Raw genomic sequence first — 23660 nt, forward strand, 5'->3', positions numbered from 1 at the left:
CATGAGTGACTTCCCGGTCTTCCCGCCCGGATTCGTCTTCGGCGCGGCCACGGCCTCGTACCAGATCGAGGGCGCCGCGGAGGAAGACGGCCGCGGCCCGTCCATCTGGGACACCTACAGCCACACGCCCGGCCGGACGGACGGCGGTGACACCGGTGACGTCGCCTGCGACCACTACCACCGCTACCCGGAGGACGTGGCACTCCTGCGCGACCTGGGCGTGGAGTCGTACCGCTTCTCGATCGCCTGGCCCCGGATCCAGCCGACGGGCAGCGGGGCGGTGAACCCGAAGGGGCTGGACTTCTACTCCCGCCTCGTCGACTCGCTCCTGGAGGCGGGCATCGAGCCGGCCGCCACCCTCTACCACTGGGACCTGCCGCAGGCCCTGGAGGACAAGGGCGGCTGGCGCGTACGGGAGACGGCGGAGCGCTTCGGCGAGTACACGGCGATCGTCGCCGAGCACCTCGGCGACCGCGTGCCGCGCTGGATCACCCTCAACGAGCCCTGGTGCAGCGCGTTCCTCGGCTACTCGGTGGGCCGGCACGCGCCGGGTGCTCAGGAGGGCCGCGGCGCGCTGGTCGCCGCCCACCACCTGCTCGTCGGCCACGGCCACGCGATGAGCGCGCTGCGCGCGGCGGGCGTCCGCGAGGCGGGCATCACGCTCAACCTGGACCGCAACGTCCCGGCCACCGAGTCGGACGCCGACCTCGCCGCGGTCGTCCGGGCGGACACCCAGCACAACCTGGTGTGGACCGAGCCGCTCCTCGCGGGCCGTTACCCGGCCACCGAGGAGGAGACCTGGGGCGAGCTGATCACCGGCCAGGACTTCCGGCGGGACGGCGACCTGGAGCTGATCTCCCAGCCGATGGACTTCCTGGGCATCAACTACTACCGGCCGATCGTCGTCGCGGCCGCCCCGCACCGCGAGGCGGACCCGGCGCTGCGCGTCGCGACCGACAACCGGTACGCGGAGGGCAGCTACCCGGACGTCCGCACGACGGCGATGGGCTGGCCCGTCGTCCCGGAGTCCTTCACGGACCTGCTGACGGCGCTCGGGCAGACGTACGGCGACGCCCTGCCGCCCGTGCACATCACGGAGAACGGCTCGGCGGAGTTCGACAGCGTCGAGGCGGACGGCTCCGTCCGCGACGCGGACCGCGTGGAGTACCTGCGCACGCATCTGACGGCGCTGCGGACGGCCATGGACGCCGGTGTCGACGTACGCGGGTACTACGTCTGGTCACTGCTGGACAACTTCGAGTGGGCGCTGGGCTACGCGAAGCGGTTCGGGATCATCCGGGTCGACTACGACACCCTGGAGCGCACCCCGAAGGACAGCTACCGCTGGTATCAGCAGCTGATCGCGGCGCACAGGGCCTGATCGCGGGGAGGGCGCGTGAGGGCCCGGGCGGCCGGACAGCCGCCCGGGCCCTCACGCGTCACCGGTGGCGGCCGGGCCGTGTCGGAGCGAATCCCGGCGCGACCGGTTTCCGTCCGGCCGGGGCGGTTACCCGGACTTGCATGGCACGAACACCGGAACCTCAGGCGCACCCCGTCCACGGCGGCCGTGACGACCGCGACGGAGACCTCGCGGACGACGCCGCCCGGACGTCGGACCACGTCGGTCCGGACCCGGAGGTGGAGCGCGACGCACCCGACGGTCCGGCCGCCATGCCCAGGAGGTCGTGGTGGGCGGTACTCAAGCGGACGGTCCGTGAGTTCACCGAGGACGAGCTCGCCGACCGGGCCGCCGCCCTCACCTACTACAGCGTCCTCTCGCTCTTCCCGGCCCTGCTCGTCCTGGTGTCCCTGCTCGGCATCGCGGGCGAGTCCGCCACCCAGCAGGTGATGGACAACCTCCAGAAGCTCGCCCCGGGGCCGGTCCGGGACATCCTCTCCGGAGCCGTGGAGCAGCTGCGGGGCAACGGCGGCACGGGTTCGCTGATGGCCGTGGTCGGTCTGCTGCTGGCGGTGTGGTCGGCCTCCGGCTACATCGCGGCGTTCATCCGCTCCTCCAACGTCGTCTACGACATGCCCGAGGGCCGGCCGGCGTGGAAGGTGCTGCCCCTGCGGCTGGCGCTGACCGTGACCCTGATGGTGCTGGCGGCGGTCAGCGCCCTGATCGTGGTGTTCACCGGTCCCCTCGCCCAGCGGGCCGGTTCCGCCCTGGGGGTCGGCGGCCCCGCCATGACGGCCTGGTCGATCGCGAAGTGGCCGGTCCTGGTCCTGCTCGTCATCGTCATGATCGCGCTCCTGTACTGGGCGGCGCCCAACGCCCGGGGACGCGGCTTCAAGTGGGTGACCCCCGGCAGCTTCCTCGCCCTGCTGCTCTGGATGGTCGCCTCGGCCGGCTTCGCGCTGTACGTGGCGTACTTCTCCTCGTACAACAAGACGTACGGCGCTCTCGCGGGCGTGATCATCTTCCTGGTGTGGCTCTGGCTCACCAATCTGGCGATCCTGCTCGGCCTCGAATTCGACGCGGAGATGGCACGGCAGCGGGCCATCGACGGCGGCCATCCCGCGGCCGAGGAGCCGTACGTGGAACCGCGCGACACCGCCACGTGGACCGAGGAGGACCGCCGCCAGCTGGGCTGAACCGGCTGCCCCGCACCGGCGTACGCCCTCACCGCAGGGCGTACGCCGCCGGGTTCTCCAGCACCTCGTGCACCACCCGGGCCGCCGCGCCCCGCGCCGCGTCGCCGGAGACGGAGGAGGCCCGCAGCCGGCTGCCGTTCTCGTGCCAGCGGCCTGACACCACGCGCGCGCCGAGCTGGGCGTCCGCGGACTCCTCCAGCCAGGGCATCAGGCTCCGGTAGATCCCGCCGAGGACGACGGCCTCGGGGTCGAAGAGGTTCACCGCGCCGGCCAGCACCACGCCCAGCCTGTCCCCCGCCTCGCGCAGCGCCGTGAGGGCCTTCCTCCGGCCGGCCGCCGCGCGCTGTTCCAGCTCCACGATCCCCCGTACGCCGGAGTCGGGGTCCGTCCCGGCCGCGCGCAGCAGGGCCGCCCGGCCGGCGTACTGCTCCAGGCAGCCGTGCGCGCCGCACCGGCAGAGGGGGCCCTCCGGGTCGACGACGACATGGCCGATCTCGCCGGCGAACCCGTGGGCGCCGCGGAGCAACTCGCCGTTCACCACGAGCGCGCCGCCGACGCCGATCTCACCGGTGAGATAGAGGAAGGTGCGTACGCCGCCGAGTCCGCCGAACCACAGCTCGGCGAGGGCGGCCAGGTTGGCCTCGTTGTCGGAGCCGACGGCGAGGGCCCGTCCGGCCGGGCGCAGTGTGCTGAGCGCCTGCCCGAAGATGCCCTCGGCGGCGACCCTGCTCCAGCCGAGGTTGGGGGCCTGCCGGACGACTCCGCCGGAGACGAGGCCGGGCAGCGCCAGCTCGACGCCGACGACGCGCAGCTCCTGCTCCCGTGTCGAGGCGATGACGCGGTCGGTGAGGCGGGCGGCGTGGGCCAGGACCTCGGCGGGCGGGACGCCCCGGTGGTCGGTGTGCTCGGTGACGCGGACGCGGTCGGTGCCGGTGAGGTCGACGGCGCACACGGAGACGTAATCGATGTTGATCTCCACGCCGAGCCCCGCCGGACCGGTCCTGGAGAGCTTCAGCACGGTGCCGGGGCGCCCGGCCGATCCGCTGGAGGTCTTGCCGGACTCGCTGAGGCAGCCCAGCGCGAGCAGCTCCTCGACGAGCGAGGAGACGGCGGCCCTGGTGAGCCCCACGAGACTCGCCACCCGCGCCCGGGTGACCTCCCCCTCCGCGCGGACGGTCCGCAGGACCAGGCTGAGGTTGTGACGGCGCACGGACTCGTGTCCGGCCTTGGCCGCCGGCGAGGTGAGGGTGTTCTTCATCAGACCTTCGAGCCTAACGGGCGAAGGGCCGCACCCAGGGGGTGCGGCCCTTCGCTCACTTCGCGGTGCCCCTACTTGCGGATGAGGCTGCGGAGCACGTACTGCAGGATGCCGCCGTTGCGGTAGTAGTCCGCCTCGCCGGGGGTGTCGATGCGGACGACGCCGTCGAACTCCACACCGGTGTCGGTGGTGACCTTGACGGTGCGCGGCGTGGTGCCGTTGTTCAGCTCGGTCACGCCGGCGAAGGAGAAGGTCTCCTCACCGGTCAGGCCGAGGGACTCGGCGGTGTGGCCCTCGGGGAACTGGAGCGGGAGGACGCCCATGCCGATGAGGTTCGAGCGGTGGATGCGCTCGTAGGACTCGGCGATGACGGCCTTGACGCCCAGGAGCGCGGTGCCCTTGGCCGCCCAGTCACGGGACGAGCCGGAGCCGTACTCCTTGCCCGCCAGGATGACGAGCGGGGTGCCGGCGGCCTGGTAGTTCTGCGAGGCGTCGTAGATGAACGACACCGGGCCGTCCTGCTGGGTGAAGTCGCGGGTGTAGCCGCCCTCGGTGCCCGGCGCGATCTGGTTGCGCAGGCGGATGTTGGCGAACGTGCCGCGGATCATGACCTCGTGGTTGCCACGGCGCGAGCCGTAGGAGTTGAAGTCACGGCGCTCGATGCCGTGCTCCGTGAGGTACTTGCCGGCCGGGGTGTCGGCCTTGATCGCACCGGCCGGGGAGATGTGGTCGGTGGTGACCGAGTCGCCCAGCTTGGCGAGGACACGGGCGCCGGTGATGTCCTCGACCGGGGACGTCTCCATGGTCATGCCCTCGAAGTACGGGGGCTTGCGCACGTAGGTGGACTCGGAGTCCCACTCGAAGGTGTTGCCGGTCGGGATCGGCAGCGCCTGCCACTGGGCGTCGCCCGCGAAGACGTCCTGGTAGGACTTGTTGAACATGTCCTCGCCGATGGCGTTCGCCACGACGTCGTTGACCTCGGCCTCGGTCGGCCAGATGTCCTCGAGGTGGACGGGCTTGCCGTCCTGGTCGACGCCGAGGGCGTCCTTGGTGATGTCGACCTTCATCGAGCCTGCGATGGCGTACGCGACGACCAGCGGCGGGGACGCCAGGTAGTTCATCTTGACGTCGGGGTTGATCCGGCCCTCGAAGTTGCGGTTGCCGGAGAGCACCGAGGTGACGGCCAGGTCGTGGTCGTTGACGGCCTTGGAGACCTCGTCCGGCAGCGGGCCGGAGTTGCCGATGCAGGTGGTGCAGCCGTAGCCGACGAGGTTGAAGCCGACCTTGTCGAGGTACGGGGTCAGGCCCGCCTTGTCGAAGTAGTCGGTGACGACCTTGGAACCCGGGGCGAGGGTGGTCTTGACCCACGGCTTGCGGGTCAGGCCCTTCTCGACGGCCTTCTTCGCCACGAGCGCCGCGGCGACCATGACGTACGGGTTCGAGGTGTTGGTGCAGGAGGTGATCGCGGCGACGGTGACGGCGCCGTGGTCCAGCTCGTACGTCGTGCCGTCGGGGGCGGTCACGGTGACCGGGTTCGTCGGGACGCCGTTGGAGGAGGCCGGGGCGTCGGAGGCCGGGAAGGACTCCTTGCCCGCCTCCTCGTCGTCCGCGACGTAGTTGCGGACGTCCTGGGCGAACTGCGCCTTGGCGTTGGCGAGGACGATGCGGTCCTGCGGGCGCTTCGGGCCGGCGATGGAGGGGACGACCGTGGAGAGGTCGAGCTCCAGCTTCTCGGAGAAGTCCGGCTCGGCGGCCGGGTCGAGCCAGAGGCCCTGCTCCTTGGCGTACGCCTCGACGAGCGCGACCTGCTGGGCGTCACGGCCGGTGAGACGGAGGTACTTCAGCGTCTCGTCGTCGATCGGGAAGATCGCGGCGGTGGAGCCGAACTCCGGCGACATGTTGCCGATGGTGGCGCGGTTGGCGAGGGAGGTGGCGGCGACGCCCTCACCGTAGAACTCGACGAACTTGCCGACGACGCCGTGCTTGCGGAGCATCTCGGTGATGGTCAGCACGAGGTCGGTGGCGGTGGTGCCGGCCGGGAGCTCGCCGGTCAGCTTGAAGCCGACGACGCGCGGGATGAGCATGGAGACCGGCTGGCCGAGCATCGCGGCCTCGGCCTCGATGCCGCCGACGCCCCAGCCCAGCACGCCGAGGCCGTTGACCATGGTGGTGTGCGAGTCGGTGCCGACGAGGGTGTCGGGGTACGCCTGGCCGTTGCGGACCATGACCGTGCGGGCCAGGTGCTCGATGTTGACCTGGTGGACGATGCCGGTGCCCGGGGGGACGACCTTGAACTCGTCGAAGGCGGTCTGGCCCCAGCGCAGGAACTGGTAGCGCTCCTTGTTGCGGCCGTACTCCAGCTCGACGTTCTGCGAGAACGCGTCGTTGGTGCCGAACTTGTCGGCGATGACGGAGTGGTCGATGACCAGCTCGGCCGGGGCCAGCGGGTTGATCTTCGCCGGGTCGCCGCCGAGCTCCTTGACGGCCTCACGCATGGTGGCGAGGTCCACGACACACGGGACGCCCGTGAAGTCCTGCATGATCACGCGAGCCGGCGTGAACTGGATCTCCTGGCTGGGCTGGGCCTGGGAGTCCCATCCGCCCAGCGCCCGGATGTGGTCGGCGGTGATGTTCGCGCCGTCCTCGGTGCGGAGCAGGTTCTCCAGCAGCACCTTCAGGCTGTAAGGGAGGCGCGCGGAGCCCTCGACCTTGTCCAGCCTGAAGATCTCGTACGACTCGTCGCCCACCTGCAGCGTGCTGCGGGCGTCGAAGCTGTTCGCCGACACGACAGTCTCCTTCTTCAATGTGCGCGTTCAACCGCGCCGCGCCTCATGTGCGGCCGGCGCCGCCTGCGGCCCCCACCATCCGCTAAGGTAAGGATTAGTTAGGTAACCCTTACCGAGCGGCGGCTGCGGTGCGCCTCGGCAGATATCTCGATGTCGAGATAACTCTAGTACATCGCCGCCGCGCGGTCATGCCCGGGCGCCCGTGTCCCGCGCCGCTCCGCGATGACGCGCGCGGCGGGACCGGTACATTTCGATGCCGACCCACCACCCGCCCGGGAAGGCGCCGTGCACTTCACCACCACTTCCGAGGCCGTACGGGCCTGGGTCCACGGCTGGGCCCTCTCACGGGGAGCGGCCGGACCGGACCCCTTCCCCTGGGGCTTCACCGTGACCGCGGGCCCTCCCCGGCACGCGACGAGCCACGTCCTGACCACCGCCGACGCGGCGACCGTACGGGAGGTCACCTCGGGCACGGTCAGGCCCGGCGTCCGGCTGAAGGCCTTCGTACGGGCGGAGGCGCTCGGGCCGTGGATCGCACCCGGCTGGTCCCTCACCGAACCGGGCCATCTGATGTCGGCCGCGCTGCGCCCCGCCCGGGCCCCGGCCCTCCTCCCCGACGGCTACCGGCTCCGCACCTGGACCCTCGACGGCGTGACCCACGCCCGGGTGCACGCCGCCGACGGCACACAGGCCGCACGGGGTCAGGCGGCCGTCACCGGCGGCACCGCCGTCATCGACAAGGTCGAGACCCAGCCCGCCCACCGGCGTCGCGGCCTCGGCCGCCTGATCATGCGCACGCTCACGACCGCGGCCGCCGAACAGGGCGCGGCGGTCGGGCTGCTGGCCTCGTCGCCGGAGGGGCGAGCCCTGTACGAGAGCCCGGGATGGTCCGTATCGGCGCCGCTGGCCAACGCCCTGCGGGGGCCGGACCCGGAACAGCGCTGACGCCCAGGATCCACAGGTCCGCGTGCATGACCCGGCGGCTACGGGATAGGCGTACTCATGACAGAGGAGGCACAGATGCCGCTCACCTTCCGTAAGAGCTTCCAGATCCTCCCGGGCGTCCGGCTGAACATCAACCGCCGCTCCTGGTCCGTCACCTCCGGCGGACGGCACGGGCCGAGGCGCACCACGAGCAGCACGGGCCGGCGCACCACGTCGATGGACCTGCCGGGCCCCTTCGGCTGGCGCAGGACCACCAAGCGCAGCCGTCGCGGCTGACTCACCCGTTCGGCCGAGTTCCGCACGCCGGACCGCCGGGCCCGACCGACCCTTCAAACAGGCGGCTGCCCGCGGTCCGGCACCCGACCGTCACCCGAACCCCACACCCCCGGCACGATCGTCATCTCATATCTGAGATAGCGTGCAGACATGGAAGACGACTACCTCGCCCGTATCGGCAAGCTCATCCGTGACGCCCGTCAGCATCGTGGCTGGACACAGAGTCAGCTCGCCGAGGCGCTGGCCACGAGCCAGAGCGCCGTCAACCGCATCGAACGTGGCAATCAGAACATCAGCCTTGAGATGATCGCCCGCATCGGCGAGGCGCTCGACAGCGAGATCGTGTCGCTCGGCTACGCCGGACCGATGCATCTGCGTGTGGTCGGCGGCCGCCGACTCTCGGGCTCCATCGACGTGAAGACGAGCAAGAACGCCTGCGTCGCGCTGCTCTGCGGATCGCTGCTCAACAAGGGCCGCACGGTGCTCCGCCGGGTGGCCCGCATCGAGGAGGTCTTCCGGCTGCTGGAGGTCCTCAACTCCATCGGCGTGCGCACCCGCTGGATCAACGACGGCGTCGACCTGGAGATCCTGCCGCCCGAGCGGCTGGAGCTGGAGGCCATCGACGCGGACGCCGCGCGCCGGACCCGCTCCATCATCATGTTCCTCGGCCCGCTGCTGCACCGGGAGGACCGCTTCACCCTGCCGTACGCCGGCGGCTGCGACCTCGGTACGCGCACGATCGAGCCGCACATGATCGCGCTGCGCCGCTTCGGCCTGGAGATCGCCGCGACCGACGGGCTGTACCACGCACAGGTCGACCACGAGGTCCGGCCGGACCGCCCGATCGTGCTGACCGAGCGCGGCGACACGGTGACCGAGAACGCGCTGCTGGCCGCCGCCCGGCACGACGGCACGACGGTCATCCGTAACGCCTCCTCCAACTACATGGTCCAGGACCTGTGCTTCTTCCTGGAGGCGCTCGGCGTACGGGTCGACGGGGTCGGGACGACCACGCTCACCGTGCACGGCGTGCCGGCGATCGACGTGGACGTCGACTACTCCCCCTCCGAGGACCCGGTCGAGGCGATGAGCCTGCTGGCCGCCGCCGTGGTCACGGAGTCCGAGCTGACGATCCGCCGGGTCCCGATCGAGTTCCTGGAGATCGAGCTCGCGGTCCTGGAGGAGATGGGCGTCGACTGCGACCGCACGGCGGAGTACGCGGCCGACAACGGCCGCACCCGGCTGGTGGACCTGACGGTCCGGCCCTCCAAGCTGGAGGCGCCCATCGACAAGATCCACCCGATGCCCTTCCCCGGGCTGAACATCGACAACGTGCCGTTCTTCGCGGCGATCGCGGCCTCCGCACACGGCCAGACCCTGATCCACGACTGGGTCTACGACAACCGCGCGATCTACCTCACCGACCTCAACCGCCTCGGCGGCAGGCTCCAGCTCCTGGACCCGCACCGCGTCCTGGTCGAGGGCCCCACCCGCTGGCGCGCCGCCGAGATGATGTGCCCGCCGGCGCTGCGCCCGGCGGTGGTGGTGCTGCTCGCGATGATGGCGGCCGAGGGAACGTCCGTGCTGCGCAACGTCTATGTCATCAACCGGGGTTACGAGGAGCTGGCGGAGCGGCTCAACTCGGTGGGGGCGCAGATCGAGATCTTCCGGGACATCTGAGCGGGCGTGGTGTCGTGCCCCTTGGAGGCGAGGGGCACGACGCGTCGACACGGCGGCGCACCGTGCGTGCGGTTCAGCCTCCCGACGCGAGGAAGAGCTGGTAACCGGTGAGCCAAGGTCCGCCGCAGGGCGGCGCGGAATGTGGCCAGGTCGGCGGCGCTCGCACGGTGGTCGCGTACACGGTGGCGGGGCGGCCGGTCCCGCTCACGAGGTCAGCGCGCCCAGGTCGCAACCTCCGCAGTCACCATGGCCAGGTGGTGGGACGTCGCCCATGCCCGCCATTGCGTCCCGCCGCCTGCTTTGAGCCGCTGCCGGTGGGCGCATTCATGCAGCCGGGCGTCTCCCCAGGAGGTTCGCGGGCCCGTGGACGGCCAGTGGGGCGATGAGACGAGGTCGTGGCTCAGGGTGAAGAAGTCGTCGTTCCCCGGGCGCTCGCGTGGATAGACGAAGACCTGCCAGGCGTCCGGTGTCGTGTAGCGCATGTTCGGGTCCGGTGTCCCGCGACTCCGGACCGGCATACGTGGATGCGTGACGCCGAAATCTCCGAAGTCCGGCGGCCGGCCGTGCCACTGCTGGTCAACCCGTTTCCAGAGCTCCAGATCCCGCCTGGCCACAGACGTCGCCCGGCCGCGCGGGAAGCCGGTCAGGTTGACGGGGAAGGCGCCGGCAGCCACGCACTCGTGGCGCCATCGCCACTGTGTCAGGGTATCCAGGAGCTTCATGACGCCCTCTGCCAAGCCACTCATCGCGGCCCCCGGATGAACGGGCCCTGCGTCGAGGAGGAGGTCAACCTCTTCAGGGCCGAGATGGAGCATGCGGAGCGTCGCCCGGATCTGCTCCTCGCTCGGCGCAGCTTCACCTGGCCCTGCGGCCACACGCAGGCAAGCACCCCGCTGGTGAGACCTACAGGCCTCCGCAGCCTCGTGCAGAACCTCGCCTGTGTCACTGGTGCGGACCACCGGACGCATCTCGACGGCTCTCAGCCCCAGCGATTCGCTGAGCCGTGCGATGGGCCCGCCCCTGGCTCCTTCGAGAACCCGGGTCGCGGGTAGGGCGCCGCAGTCGACGGTCAACACGACACCGGGTGGGAACGCGTCCATCGCGCGGTCGCTGAATGTCTCAAGCTGATTCCTGACCAGTTCGGGGTCAGGTACGAGTTCAAGGACCGGTCGCATCCGGGAGCGGACCTCCGGTGTTGCGTGCTCCAGTGCCTGGAACTCGCCTGCCTTGGCCTTGAGTATCGGGACGTAAGCCACCGGCCACCCCCTAGTGCCCGCGTACACCCAGCCAACTGACCTGCCTGATCCCTCTCCGACAGGGTGGCCGGACGTCCCCGACACGGATAGAGCGCCGATCGAGCCAACAGTCCGGAATCCGGCATCGGCCGCACATCGGTGTGGCCACACGGGCATCGGGACGAGGAACCGCCGCCCCCTCCTTAACCAGCGTTTCTCCTGGCCAGGTCGGGGCGGCGGCCTGCTGCCGGTCCCGTCACTCCGCGACCGAGTACGAGTGCGCCCCCGTCCCCGCCAGTGCCCCGCCGTCCACGATCAGGTATTCGTCGCGGATCGGCTCGCCCGTGAGCCAGCACTCCAGGATCTCGCGGGTGCCCGCCGCGTAGCGGGCCTGGGCGGAGAGCGAGGAGCCGGAGATGTGCGGGGTCATTCCGTGGTGGGGCATGGTCCGCCAGGGATGGTCGGGCGGGGCCGGCTGCGGGTACCAGACGTCGCCGCCGTAGCCCGCCAGCCGGCCGCTGCGCAGCGCCCGGTCGACGGCGTCCCGGTCGGCGATCTTCGCCCGGGCGGTGTTGATGAGGTACGCGCCGCGCTTCATCCGGCCCAGCAGTTCGTCGCCGAACAGCCCCTCGGTCTCGGGGTGCAGCGGCGCGTTGATCGTGACGACGTCGCAGTGCGGCACCATGTCGGCGGCCGTCGGGTGGAAGGTCAGGCCCAGTTCGCGCTCGACGCTCTCGGGGAGGCGATGACGGTCGGTGTAGTGCAGCTCGACGTCGAAGGGGGCCAGGCGCCGCAGGACCGCGAGGCCGATCCGTCCGGCGGCCACCGTTCCGACGTGCATGCCCTCCAGGTCGTACGAACGGGCCACGCAGTCGGCGATGTTCCAGCCGCCGTCGAGCACCACCTGGTGGGAGGGCAGGTAGTTGCGGACCAGCGACAGGGTCGTCATCACCACGTGTTCGGCGACGCTGATGCTGTTGCTGTACGTCACCTCCGCGACCGTCACCCCATGAGCCACGGCGGCGTCGAGGTCGACATGGTCGGAACCGATGCCGGCCGTGACCGCCAGCTTGAGGTTCGGCGCGGCTGCGATGCGTTCCGCGGTCAGGTACGCGGGCCAGAAGGGCTGTGAGATCACGACGTCCGCGTCGGCCAGTTCGCGGTCGAAGACCGAGTTCTCGCCGTCCTTGTCGGAGGTGACGACGAGGGTGTGGCCGGCCTTCTCCAGGAAGGCCCGCAGGCCGAGTTCGCCGGTGACGCTGCCGAGGAGGTGGCCCGGCGCGAAGTCGACGGCGGACGGGGTCGGGGCGGTCTGGCCGCCCGGGTAGTGGTCGATCACGGGGACGTCGTCCCGGGCGTACGCGGCCGGGTATCCGTCGGTGGGGTCGTCGTACAGGACGCAGAGAACCTTGCTCATGTCGCGGCTCCTCAGCTCCGAGGTCCGGGAGGCTGCTCAACTCCCGTGCGGGAAGGCACATATGACGATCCGGCGTCCCAGGGCCCCGGTCAAAGCGAACTTCGCTATGCCCGTATAGCCGTCGGCTATCAGTGGTCGTCACCGTCCAGGTACGTCCTCAGCAACGCGTCCAGCGCCTCGCGTACACCGGCTTCCCTGGCCACCGCCAGCAGCGCCCCGGCCAGAACCGACGGCGGTTCACCGGGACCGGTGACCAGCCCCACCCTCGGCCCGTGCGCCGGGCCCTCCAGCGGCACGACCCGCATCCCGTCCGGGACGCCGAACATGTGCAGCCACGCGTGCGAGATCACGCTGGACCAGCGGCCGCCCGGGAGGTGCGCGTACAGCCCGGCGACGGTGTCCGACTCGATCGCGGGGTGGGCCGTGGCGCCGTCGGCGGCGAAGCACTCGTCGATGATGCGGCGGTTGCGCATACGGGGGTTGAGCAGGCACAGCGGGAGAGCGGCCGCCTGGGACCAGCGTGCCGTCGGGGCGTTCCCGAGCGAGCCGTCGACCGGGGTGAGCAGCACGTACCGCTCCTCGTACAGGGGCAGTCGGCGCAGGGAGTCGTCCTCCAGGTAGGTCATCGCCGCGTCCAGTTCGAACTCGGCCAGTCCGTGCGTGATGTCGGCGGAGGACAGGGACTCGATGCTCACCCGGGCGCTCGGGTGGCGTTCGCAGAAGGGGCCGGTGAGCAGGGAGGCGACGGGTAGCGCGGTGGGGACGACGCCGAGGCGCAGGGTGCCCGTGAGGCCGTCGCGCAGGGCGGAGAGCTCCTGGCGCAGGGCGTCCCGCTCGGCGAGGATGCGGTGGGCCCAGGCCAGGACCACCTCACCCTCCGGGGTCAGCCCTTCGTACCGTCTCCCCCGCCGCACGATCGGTACGTTCAGCTCGTGTTCGAGGCGTCGGATCGCGGCGGACAGCGAGGGCTGGGAGACGTAACAGGCGGCCGCCGCGCGGACGAAGTGACGCTCGCGGGCGAGGGCGACCAGGTATTCGAGTTGGCGCAGTTGCATGCGTGACCTCCCAGGGCTCCGGTGGGCCGGCGTCCATCATGGGCCGCCACCCGTCGGGCTCGCGGTCAGCCGGCATGCACCACGGACGGCCCCGGGCCGGGGGCGGTCATGGGCGCGGTCCCGTGGCACAACAGGGCGGCCCACAGGTCGAGGCGGTCGGCGAGGCGGGACAGGTCGCGGCCGGTGAAGTGTTCGGTGCGCCGGATGCGGTAGTGGACGGTGTTCACGTGCAGATGCAGTGCCTCGGCGGTACGGGCCCATGAGCCGTCGCAGGCGAGGAAGGTCCGCAGCGTGTGCAGCAGCGGGGCCGCGCCCGCGTTGCGGGTGTCGAGGAGGGGACCGAGGACGGTCCGGCTGTACACGGAGCGCACCTCGGCGGGTATGCCGGTCAGCAGCCTTTCGAGGCTGGTGAGCGTGGCGGCGTCGGCCAGCGAGGAGACGTCGGGCGCTGTGCTGCGGGCCGAGGCCAGGGCGTAGCGGGCCTCGGCCAGCGCTCCGGCCAGGCCCTGCGGACCGGCGGCCGGCGCCCCGGTGCCTCCGTGCAGCGGGACCGACGGCTCGCACGCGGCGACCAGGGGCCATGCCTCGCCCAGGCCGGGGGCGGTGCCGGGCACGATCGCGAACGCGGTGCCGTCGGGGAGGCGTCCCACGGCCGTGGGCTCCGCCGCCGCCACGTGGGCCACGGCCTCCGCCAGCGCGCCTCCCGCCAGACCCTCGCCCCGGACGCCCGTGTCGGCGGCGATCACGCGGTACCGGTCCTCGGCGGCCGGCAGTCCGCAGTTCCGCAGCGCGGCCTCCACGGCGGAGCCCCGCACACCGTTCCCGGCGAGCAGCGCGCCCAGTTCGTCCGCCGCCGTGTGGGCGACGGCCCGGCGCCGGACCTGCCTCTCCTGGCAGCGGCTCAGGACCGCCGCCACTTCGTGGAGCACGCGGGGCGGCGCGGCGCTGGGGTCCGGCAGGTGCAGATACCAGCGTTCGTACGGGGTGGGCGCGGCGTCCGCGTCGACCGGGACCGTCGCGCCGGTGCCGCTCGCCAGGAGGGCGGCGGCTACGGCGGCGGGCAGTGCGGGTGCGCCGGGTGTCCCCGCGACGGTGCGGCCGGTGGCGCTGAGTACGTGGGCGACGACTGTCCGGCCGAGATGGCCGAACGCCGCCGTGACGACCTCTTCGGGGCCGGCGCCCTGGGCGGCGAGACGGCTCAGCTGGGTGCGGACGTTCTCGGGCAACGCGTGCAGGCGGCCCAGTTCGCCCCACTGCTGGAGGTAGATCTTGTCGGTGACGGCCCGGAACATGACGTGGGCCGGAACGGCTGCCAGCGGAAGGCGGTGCCGTGCGCATGCTTCGACCAGGTCGTCGGGGACCGAGCCGTGTGTCTCCTCCCCCGCGAGCAGGACGGCGGCGTCCGCGCTGCGCAGACCGGCGACGAATCGTTCCGCCCTGCCCTGGTGATCACCGTCCGGCGTCCACCACACCAGCCCGCTGAGGACGGCCTCCCCGGGACGCACGAACCGGGCGGGCTCCCCCAGGTCGGTGACGGTCACCCCGCTGATCTCCCGCTCCATCAGCGTGTCCTCGGCCCACAGGAGGCGCAGGCCGAGGGTCTCGTCCCTCAGCAGATGTTCGACGTGCATGTGCTCCGGCTCCTCGGACAGCTCCGGATCCGGCCCGCCGGCTCGGAAACGGGGTATTGCATCAGCTAGGTGACTTCGCGTTCTAGCATGGTAAGTGCCAGATGAAAGGAGGGATACACCTCTTGGTTGATCCTCCATGGTTCCCTCGCGAAAAGTCGGTGTTTCCGTGTGGTGAACCAGTCGTCCCGGCCCCGCCGGCTTGCTTCACTGACAGCCATGGACCTGAACACGGTGGTGGAGGTACGGGATGCCCGCGACGCCGCGCCCTGGGGGCCGGGTGACGCCTGGCTCGGTGGCGGCACGTATCTCTTCTCCGAGCCGCAACCGCACCTGCGGCGCCTGGTGGACCTGAGCCGGACCGGCTGGACGCCGGCCGGACTCCACCCGGACGGCTCGCTGGAGATCGCCGCCACCTGCACCATCGCCCAGCTGTCGCGGTTCGCGAAGGGGCTCGGCGCCCGAGCGGCACCGCTCTTCGAACAGTGCTGCCGGGCCTTCCTGGCCTCGTTCAAGATCTGGAACATGGCCACGGTGGGCGGGAACCTCTGCAACGCCCTCCCCGCCGGGCCGATGATCTCCCTCACGGCCGCACTCGACGGACGGTGCCTGCTGCTGGCCCAGGACGGCGCACGGCGCGAGGTGCGGGTCGCGGACTTCGTCACGGGTGCCGGCCGCAAGGACCTCGCCGAGGGTGAGCTGCTGCGCTCGGTCACCCTTCCGGCGCGGGCTCTCGCGTGCCGTACGGCGTTCCGGCAGGCCTCGCTGTACGGGCTCGGCCGGTCCGGGGCGCTGGTCATCGGCGCCCTGGACCCGCTGGACGGTTCGCTGGCCGTCACCGTCACCGCCGCGACGGCGCGACCGGTGCGGCTGTGGTTCCCGTTGCCGCCGGGCGCGGAGGAGTTGCGTACGGCGATCGGCTCGGCCGTCGCCGACGACGCGTGGTACGACGACATCCACGGCCTGCCCGAGTGGCGGCGGCACATGGCGTTCCGGTTCGCGGAGGAGATCAGGCGGGAACTCGGAGGGGCGGCGCGATGAGGGTCGACGTGAACGGCAGGCGGTTCGAGGACGAGCCGAGGCCGGGGCAGTGCCTGCGCACCTATCTGCGCGAGCGGGGCTGGTTCGGGGTGAAGAAGGGCTGCGACGCGGGCGACTGCGGCGCCTGCACGGTCCATGTGGACGGCGAGCCGGTGCACAGCTGCCTGTACCCCGCCTTCCGCGCCGACGGCCGTGCCGTCACCACGGTGGAGGGCCTGGCCTCACCCGAGGGCGAACTCCACCCCGTACAGCGGAAGTTCCTGGACGCCCAGGGCTTCCAGTGCGGCTTCTGCACGGCCGGGTTCCTGATGACGACGGCCGCACTCGACGAGGACCAGCTCGCGGACCTCCCCCGTTCGTTCAAGGGCAGTCTGTGCCGCTGCACCGGGTACCGGGCCATCGAGGACGCCGTACGCGGGGTGTGTCACGCCGAGGAGCCCCGCGCCGGCGAGTCGGTGGGCCGCAGTCTGCCCGCTCCGGCGGGTCCGCAGGTCGTCACCGGCACCGCCCGCTACACCTTCGACATCGACGTACCGGGGCTGCTCCACATGAAGCTGCTGCGCTCCCCGCACGCCCACGCGCGGATCGTCGCGATCGACACCTCCGCCGCCCTGCGGGTGCCCGGCGTCCACGCCGTGTTCACCCATCACGACGCCCCGGAACGGCACTTCTCCACCGCGCGCCACGAACATCCGGAGGAGGACCCGGACGACACCCGCGTCCTGGACGACACGGTCCGCCACGTCGGTCAGCGCGTCGCGGCCGTGGTCGCGGACAGCGAGGCAGCCGCCGAGGAGGGGTGCAGGCGGGTGGAGGTGACGTACGAAGTGCTGCCGGCCGTCCTCGACCCGGAGGAGGCGATGCGGCCCGGCGCCCCGGTGGTCCATGACAAGGACGCCGCGACGGCCCGTATCGCGCGCCCCGGGGACAACGTGGTCGGCGAGGTCCACGGGGAGATCGGTGACGTCGAGGCGGGCTTCGCCGAGGCGGACGCCGTGTACGAGGAGACCTTCCGCACCCAGCGCGTGCAGCACGCCAGCCTGGAGACCCACGGGGCCGTCGCCTGGATCGACGAGGACGGCCGCCTCACCGTGCGCACCAGCTCCCAGACTCCGTTCCTGACCCGCCGGGCGCTGTGCGCGCTCCATGACCTGCCGCTGGACAAGGTCCGTGTGGTGGCCGGCCGGGTCGGCGGGGGCTTCGGCGGCAAGCAGGAGATGCTCGTCGAGGACATCGTCGCCCTGGCGGTGCTGAGGCTGCGGCGCCCCGTGAAGCTGGAGTACACGCGGGCCGAGCAGTTCTTCGGGGCCACCACCCGTCACCCCTTCACGATCGACGTGAAGCTGGGGGCCCGCAGGGACGGGACGCTCACCGCGCTCCGCCTGCGGGTGGTGGCGAACACGGGCGCGTACGGCAACCACGGCCCGGCCGTGATGTTCCACAGCGTCGGCGAGTCGACGGCCGTCTACCGCGCCCCGCACAAGAAGGTCGACGCCTACTCCGTCTACACCCACACCGTCCCGGCCGGCGCGTTCCGTGGTTACGGGCTCGGCCAGGTGATGTTCGCCGTGGAGTCGGCGCTGGACGAACTCGCGCGGATGCTCGGTCTGGACCCGTTGGAGTTCAAGGCGAGAAACATCATCGGGCCGGGCGAGGCCATGGTCACCCCGGGCGGCCACGAGGAGGACCTGCACATCGCCAGCTACGGCCTCGACCAGTGCCTGGGGATCGTGCGTCAGGCCCGGGAACGAACGGACGCCGACCGGCCCGCCCCGGACGGATGGCTGGTGGGTGAGGGCGCCGCGCTGGCGATGATCGCCACCGGTCCGCCCGGCGGCCACATCGCCGACGCACGGGCCACACTCCTGCCCGACGGCACGTTCGACCTCGCCGTGGGCACCGCGGAATTCGGCAACGGCACCACCACCGTGCACCGCCAGATCGCGGCGGGCGAGCTCGCCACCACCGTCGGCCGCATCACCGTCCGCCAGTCCGACACCGATGTCGTCAAGCACGACACCGGCGCCTTCGCCTCCACGGGTGTGGTGGTCGCGGGAAAGGCCACCCTGCGCGCTTCCCGCGCCCTCGCCGACCTGCTCCTCGATTTCGCCGCCGCCCACCTGCGGGCTCCGCGCGCCGACTGCCGGCTCTCGGAGGAAGCCGTGCTCCACCCCGGCGGCCGCCTCCCCCTCAAGGAGCTGCACGCGGCGGCCGAGGCCGTCGGGGTCTCCTGCGCGGCCGACGGGCACTTCGGCGGCACGCCCCGCTCGGTCGCCTTCAACGCACAGTGGTTCCGGATCGCCGTCGACCCCGGCACCGGAGAGATCCGCATCCTGCGCAGCGTCCACGCGGCCGACGCGGGGAAGGTCATGAATCCGATGCAGTGCCGGGGCCAGGTCGAGGGCGGCGTCGCCCAGGCGCTCGGGGCCACGCTCTTCGAGAACGTCCGCATCGACGAGCACGGCGCCGTGGAGACGGCCGCGTTCCGTCGCTACCGGCTCCCCCAGTACGCCGATGTCCCGCGCACCGAGGTGCACTTCATGGAGACGGCCGACGCCATCGGGCCCCTGGGCGCCAAGTCGATGAGCGAGAGCCCCTTCAACCCGGTCGCCCCCGCCTTCGCCAACGCCCTGCGGGACGCGACGGGCGTCCGCTTCACCGAACTGCCGCTGACCCGGGACCGGGTGTGGCTCGGACTGCGGGACCGGAGCGGGAGGAACGACTCCTAGGGAGGCCGGGAGTCGCACACCCGGGCAGGCCCGCCCCGCCTACCGGTGCGCCCGAGCCCAGCGCCGCTCCGACGGCGTGAGGCCCTCGTGGGGCAGGTGCCGGACGCCCGGAGTCAGTGCCACGAGGAGTACCCGCCGTCCACGTGTACGGCGTTGATGCCGCTGATGTGCCGTGCGCCGCAGCGGTCCTGCGGGAGGACCAGCTGCGGGCCGACCCGGTCGAGCGAGGTGTCGTCGATCGTCACCGCGAGCAGCACCTGGGCGCGCCCGAAGTCGGGATCGATCTCGGCCCACGACAGCAGCGCGTGGTGGCCGTCCGCGCCGGACACCGCGATCAGGAAGCGCAGGCGGTCCTTGCGCCGGGCCGGGGCGAACCGGGGCCCGGCGCCCGTCAGCACGTCGTGCAGGAGCGGTCCGGTGAAACGGTGGTGCTGTATGCCGCTGGTGGCGCACTCGAAGCTGACGTCGGCCGCGTGCTGCGGCCAGGCGAGCAGGTCGGGCACGGTCAGCCGGACCGGGCGCTCCAAGTCACCGGCCAGGACGACATCCGCGTGGGGGCCGGCGGACGAACAGGCAGCTGTGAAGGGCTGGCTCACGGGCTACCACCTCCTCAGTGACCGTACCCGAACCCCCCTCCCGTACAAACGCACATGCGACCCGACATGAGGGAATTCCCGCATCATGCGAAGCGACCGAAGGGGTCACCCTCGCATCTGCGGCTGCTGCCGGGCCGGGGGCGCGGGCGCGCCGAGGCCCGGCCCCGGCTCCTACGGCGTGTAGAGAGCCTCGCTCCCGTACAACTCCCGGGTGAACGCGGAGACATCGGCGCTGCGGTCGGCCCCGTCGAGGTTGTACGTCAGATAGACGCCGTACCCCTCGTCGACGGTGCGGCGGGCGAAACCGGCGGCCGTGCTCTGCGAGGTCCGGCCGATCTCGACGGCCGCCGGTGACAGCTTGGACTTGGGCAGCGCGATGCCGGGGACCTGCCAGGTGCCGTAGTACGGGTTCCAGGCGTAGTCGAACGCGGACGAGACGTCCACGCCGCCGTAGGAGAGCCGGGACGCGGCCGGGCCGATGTTGTAGAGGCTGATGATCTTGTCCGGCATGTTCGCGCGCAGCGCGGTCACCAGGTGCACGAACGAGCTGTCGTTGGGCTGGCCCGTGCCGTTGTTGCCGTACTCGGCGTACTCGTCGTCGAAGTCGATGCCGTCGAGCCCGTACGTCGCCACCGTGTCCGACAGCTGTGTCGCGAACGCCGAAGCAGCCTGCTGGGAAGGGAAGTTGGCGAAGCCCGCGCCCTGGTGGTTGCCGAGCACCGAGAGGACGACCTTGATGCCCTTCTGCTGCAACGGCCGTATCTCCGTGGCCGCGTTGTCGAGGACGCGCCGCACGTTGTCGTTGAAGGAGAGGTACGCCGCCTTCGTGCCCGTGTCGTAGTTGATGTTCGCCGCGAAGATCACGGCGACGTCGAAGGCGTTGCCGCCGTCGGCGAGGGTGTACTTGCCGACGTTGAGCATGCTGTGGTTGTTCACCTCGACGTACGCCACCGAGGTCGGCCCCTGTTTCGCGGGAGCGGGGGCCGCTGCCGCATCGGCCGAGGCGGTCGTGGCGGTCGTGCCGAAGGCGAGCGCCGCGACGGCCGAGAGCGCGAGCGCGGCCGTCCGTACTCTGCGCCGTACCGGAGTGAACATCGTTGATCGGTCTCCCCTCGCATGGGTCGGCGCCCGACCTGTTCGAGAACGCCGAGTCAGCCTTGCGAGCCTTCCGCACCCGCGAGCGAACCCGGGATCCTTGCCCGAACTCTCACGACTTCCCCGCAAGTTCCCCGCCCGGCCCCGGCCGCGCCACCGGAGGCCTCATCTGTCGACCATGACCGGGTTGGACCGTTCCTCGCCACTTTGAGTCCACAGAACTTTTGACCATGTACCTGTCCGTAACTACGTCCTACCGCATAGGATCATGCCGCGTCACAGGGTCCACTTGTCCCCCACCCGCCCCGTCTGTCCCATCCACAGTGGTGCAGAGGCTGTGGCGACGCTGCCCCCACCCCCACGACCCGTTAACAGGTATCTGCGTGTTACCGATATTCAGCACCGGCTCCTCCGACCACGGAGCCGCGCAGTGAAAATCAACCGACGTCTCGTCCTCCTCGTCACCGCGCCTCTCACGGTGGCCGTCACCTTCGCGATCCTGGCGCTCGCCCCCGCGACCAACCAGGCGCTCCAGGCCGCCAGGCTGACCGCGATGGTCGAAGCGGCGGGCAGCGCGGGCGAGTTGACCCACCAGCTGCAACGTGAGCGAGCGGCGGCCACCGCCTTCGTCTCCCGGCAGACCGACGCGGACACCTTCCGCTCGCGTTCCGACGCGACCGACCGCAGCATCGCGGACTTCCGCGAACGGGTCGGGCACCTCTCCGAGGTGCCCGGCACCGCGCGGAGCGCTCTGGAGCGCATCCAGCGCTTCATCGACGAGATGCCCGCGCTGCGCGCGCAGGTACGGTCGGGGAGCAGCACCATCTCCGCGCTCGCCTTCGGCTACCGGATCGTGATCGCCGACCTCAACGGCTACCGCGACGGCATCGCGCAGGCGGACGGTGTCGACGCCGACATCGCCGACCGGATCCGCGCCGCCGCCGCCCTGTCGGAGGCGTCCGAGCACACCGCGCAGCAGCAGGTCACGGTGATGAGGGCGCAGGCCGCCGGCGGCTTCACGACCGCCTCGCAGCGGACCTTCGACGCCGCCCGGCTGGGCTACACCGAGTCGATCGGCGTCATGTTCGACCTGGGCCCCGGCGAATGGCGGACCTGGCTGGAGCGCACCCTCTCCGGGGCCAAGTCGCTGGAGGCCAGGAAGCTCGAGGACGAGATCGGCCGTACGGGCGCGGGCAAGGACCTCGCCGTGACCCCGGAGCAATGGCAGACCGCCTCCGACAACCGTCAGGCGCTGCTGCGTTCGGTGGGTGAGCGTGTCGACGCGGCCGTCCTGGCCATGGTCTCCGACGCGCGCACCACGCTCATGTGGACGGCGGGGGCCGAGGTCGCCCTGGTGGTGCTGACCCTGGTCGGCGCCGTCGTCGTGGCGATCCGCCTGGGGCGCGTCATGATCCGGCGGCTGCGCGATCTGCGCAACGCCGCGCACACCGTCGCCCACACGGGTCTGCCCGCCGTGATGAGCGAGCTGTCCCGGCCCGGCGCGCTGCGCGGTGCGACACCCGAGCAGGTGGCCCTGCGGACCGGGGACCCGGTCGGGACGACGGGCCAGGACGAGATCGGCGAGGTCGGTGAGGCGTTCAACGCCGTCCACCACGAAGCGGTCCGGCTCGCCGCCCAACAGGCGTACGCCCATGAGCAGTTCGCCGAGACCTTGGTCGGTGTCGCGCGCAGGGGCGCCCGGTTGACCGCGGTCATGGTCTCCGAGCTGGACGCCGTGCAGCGCGACGAGGCCGACCCGGCGCGGATGAAGACCCTGTTCGCCCTGGACCACCTCGCCGTCCGTATGGAGCGCAACACCAACAACCTGCTGGTGCTGGGCGGTTACGGGAACGCCCGGGTGCGCTCGGCCGATGTCGCCTGCTCCACCGTCATCGTGGCGGCGGCCCAGCAGATCGAGCGCTTCGACCGTGTGTCGCTCGGCGTCGTGGAGTCCGGGATCGGCATCACCGCCCGCGCGGTGCACGACGTGGCGCACATCCTGGCGGAGCTCCTCGACAACGCGACCAGGTACTCGCCGCCCGACAAGCAGGTCGGGGTCGCGGTGTGGCGGCTGTGGGACCGGGCCGTCGTGCAGATCGTCGACGAGGGCGTGGGCATCCCCGCGGAGCGCCGCGCCGTCCACAACGCCGCACTGCTCGAACCGCAGACCGGCATCGGCGACGTACGGTCCATGGGCCTGCACGTGGTGGCACGGCTCGCCGCGCGCCATGGCATCGTTGTCGAGCTCCGCGACTCGTCCGGCCCGGGCACCATCGCCGAGGTCACGCTGCCGGCGAAGGTACTGGCCCTGGCTCCGCGGGAGGACACACCGGAGCCGCAGGACGCACCCGGCGAGGACCACGAGGGCGCTGCCCGCTACGAGGTGCCCGGCCCGGTCGCACGGCCGGGCCGGCCCGTCCGGCGGCTGCCGTCCGAGGCGGGCGGGCGACCCGGCCGCGCCGTCGCCGCGACGGCCGGCACCCGGGCCGGCGACTACCGGCCCGGCCGGCCGGACGCGCCCGTGGGCGCGGACCGGAGCGGCGCGGACCGGAGCGAAGGAGGCACGGCGTCCGGAGAGCACGGGTCCGGTGCCGACACGCGTGGACCGGAGCACGGCTCCACCCCCGCGCCGCATCCCGTGCACGACGAGCCGGCTTCGCGTATCGCCGGGGTCAGCTCCGCCGGGCTGCCGCTGCGCCAGCGCGGCACACCCCAGCAGTGGCCCACGGCGGGCCGAAGGGACGGCGGAGAACGGCGCCCCGGCACCACCGCGCCGCGGCCTTCGCCACGCCGCCGGGACTCCCGGCAGGTCTCCGACGTCCTGGCCGCCTACGCCCAGGGGATCAACAGGAGCACGAACCACCGTGGCCGCTCCACCACAGACGACGACACCGAACGGACCAAGAAATGACCTCTCCCACCGACCTGAGCTGGATCCTGAGCGACTTCGCCGGACGCGTCCCGGAAGTCACCCAGGCGATAGCCGTGTCCGTGGACGGACTCGCGCTGGCCTACACCGGTGTGGAGCGTGACGACGCCGAGCGGCTGGCCGCCATCGCCTCCGGCGTCGTCAATCTGCTCTCCGCCGCCGCCCAGTTGACGAACACCGACCCCGTCGAGCACAGCCTCACCGCGATGGAGGGCGGCTACATGTTCTCGATGGCCGTCTCCAGCGGCGCCTCGCTCCTGGTGACGACCACCAGGGACGCGGACATCGGCGAGGTCAGCTACATGATGTCCGAGCTGATCAACCAGGTCGGTGACGCACTGTCCCCCCAGGTCCGCGAGGCCGGCCTGCACTCCGCCTGACCGGGGGGCCGGCCC

The 23660-nt window shown here is 71.6% G+C and carries 17 protein-coding genes; 9 read left to right on the forward strand and 8 right to left on the reverse strand.

Annotated features, from left to right (window positions below):
- Position 1: 1 nt before the first annotated feature.
- The gene (locus tag ACZ607_RS08175; RefSeq protein WP_469732961.1) at positions 2–1381 is read left to right on the forward strand and encodes a GH1 family beta-glucosidase; all 1380 of its coding nucleotides are present in this window, start codon (positions 2–4) and stop codon (positions 1379–1381) included.
- A gap of 140 nt (positions 1382–1521) precedes the next feature.
- Positions 1522–2595 carry a YihY/virulence factor BrkB family protein gene (locus ACZ607_RS08180; RefSeq protein ID WP_469732963.1) on the forward strand — a complete coding sequence of 358 codons (1074 nt, stop codon included), beginning with the start codon at positions 1522–1524 and terminating at the stop codon, positions 2593–2595.
- Between the two features lie 28 nt (positions 2596–2623).
- Here ACZ607_RS08180 and ACZ607_RS08185 read toward each other — a convergent pair whose 3' ends face one another.
- Together ACZ607_RS08185 and acnA are read right to left on the reverse strand one after the other, a co-directional pair.
- Positions 2624–3853 (reverse strand): ROK family protein, encoded by a 1230-nt coding sequence (locus tag ACZ607_RS08185; RefSeq protein ID WP_469732965.1) that lies wholly within the window; start codon positions 3851–3853, stop codon positions 2624–2626.
- Between the two features lie 71 nt (positions 3854–3924).
- A complete protein-coding gene (gene acnA, locus ACZ607_RS08190; RefSeq protein WP_469732967.1) occupies positions 3925–6639 on the reverse strand; it encodes an aconitate hydratase AcnA in 2715 nt (904 codons plus the stop codon).
- 285 nt (positions 6640–6924) lie between these two features.
- Between acnA and ACZ607_RS08195 the strand changes: the two genes are divergently transcribed.
- The 3 genes from ACZ607_RS08195 to ACZ607_RS08205 all read left to right on the forward strand — a co-directional run bounded on the left by ACZ607_RS08195 (position 6925) and on the right by ACZ607_RS08205 (position 9540).
- A complete protein-coding gene (locus ACZ607_RS08195) occupies positions 6925–7584 on the forward strand; it encodes a GNAT family N-acetyltransferase (RefSeq protein ID WP_469732969.1) in 660 nt (219 codons plus the stop codon).
- A gap of 75 nt (positions 7585–7659) precedes the next feature.
- Entirely contained in the window at positions 7660–7860 is a 201-nt protein-coding gene (locus ACZ607_RS08200; protein WP_099176721.1) for a DUF4236 domain-containing protein, read from the forward strand.
- A 150-nt stretch (positions 7861–8010) separates the two neighbouring features.
- A complete protein-coding gene (locus ACZ607_RS08205; protein ID WP_469732971.1) occupies positions 8011–9540 on the forward strand; it encodes a helix-turn-helix domain-containing protein in 1530 nt (509 codons plus the stop codon).
- 212 nt (positions 9541–9752) lie between these two features.
- Here ACZ607_RS08205 and ACZ607_RS08210 read toward each other — a convergent pair whose 3' ends face one another.
- The 4 genes from ACZ607_RS08210 to ACZ607_RS08225 all read right to left on the reverse strand — a co-directional run bounded on the left by ACZ607_RS08210 (position 9753) and on the right by ACZ607_RS08225 (position 14878).
- A complete protein-coding gene (locus tag ACZ607_RS08210) occupies positions 9753–10796 on the reverse strand; it encodes a beta family protein (RefSeq protein WP_469732973.1) in 1044 nt (347 codons plus the stop codon).
- A gap of 235 nt (positions 10797–11031) precedes the next feature.
- Positions 11032–12192, reverse strand: a complete 1161-nt coding sequence (locus ACZ607_RS08215; protein ID WP_469732975.1) for an NAD-dependent formate dehydrogenase — start codon at positions 12190–12192, stop codon at positions 11032–11034.
- A 128-nt stretch (positions 12193–12320) separates the two neighbouring features.
- The gene (locus tag ACZ607_RS08220) at positions 12321–13247 is read right to left on the reverse strand and encodes a LysR family transcriptional regulator (protein ID WP_469732977.1); all 927 of its coding nucleotides are present in this window, start codon (positions 13245–13247) and stop codon (positions 12321–12323) included.
- 65 nt (positions 13248–13312) lie between these two features.
- Positions 13313–14878 (reverse strand): PucR family transcriptional regulator, encoded by a 1566-nt coding sequence (locus ACZ607_RS08225; protein WP_469732979.1) that lies wholly within the window; start codon positions 14876–14878, stop codon positions 13313–13315.
- Between the two features lie 216 nt (positions 14879–15094).
- Between ACZ607_RS08225 and ACZ607_RS08230 the strand changes: the two genes are divergently transcribed.
- Together ACZ607_RS08230 and ACZ607_RS08235 are read left to right on the forward strand one after the other, a co-directional pair.
- On the forward strand, positions 15095–15916 hold the full coding sequence (locus tag ACZ607_RS08230; protein ID WP_469732981.1) for an FAD binding domain-containing protein: 822 nt from the start codon (positions 15095–15097) through the stop codon (positions 15914–15916).
- A complete protein-coding gene (locus ACZ607_RS08235; RefSeq protein ID WP_469732983.1) occupies positions 15913–18645 on the forward strand; it encodes a molybdopterin-dependent oxidoreductase in 2733 nt (910 codons plus the stop codon). Before ACZ607_RS08230 ends, ACZ607_RS08235 begins: the two co-directional genes overlap by 4 nt.
- Before the next feature lie 113 nt (positions 18646–18758).
- On the opposite strand, the gene ACZ607_RS08240 is transcribed toward ACZ607_RS08235, so the two are convergent.
- Complete coding sequence (locus ACZ607_RS08240) at positions 18759–19241, reverse strand: molybdopterin-dependent oxidoreductase (RefSeq protein ID WP_469732984.1); 483 nt, start codon at positions 19239–19241, stop codon at positions 18759–18761.
- 171 nt (positions 19242–19412) lie between these two features.
- Positions 19413–20336, reverse strand: a complete 924-nt coding sequence (locus ACZ607_RS08245) for an endo-beta-N-acetylglucosaminidase H (RefSeq protein ID WP_469732985.1) — start codon at positions 20334–20336, stop codon at positions 19413–19415.
- A 430-nt stretch (positions 20337–20766) separates the two neighbouring features.
- Between ACZ607_RS08245 and ACZ607_RS08250 the strand changes: the two genes are divergently transcribed.
- On the forward strand, positions 20767–23247 hold the full coding sequence (locus ACZ607_RS08250) for a sensor histidine kinase (protein ID WP_469732987.1): 2481 nt from the start codon (positions 20767–20769) through the stop codon (positions 23245–23247).
- Entirely contained in the window at positions 23244–23645 is a 402-nt protein-coding gene (locus ACZ607_RS08255; RefSeq protein ID WP_469732989.1) for a roadblock/LC7 domain-containing protein, read from the forward strand. The genes ACZ607_RS08250 and ACZ607_RS08255 overlap by 4 nt, the downstream gene beginning before the upstream one ends.
- Positions 23646–23660 lie beyond the last annotated feature (15 nt).

Source organism: Streptomyces sp. NPDC104381 (genome assembly GCF_055583745.1).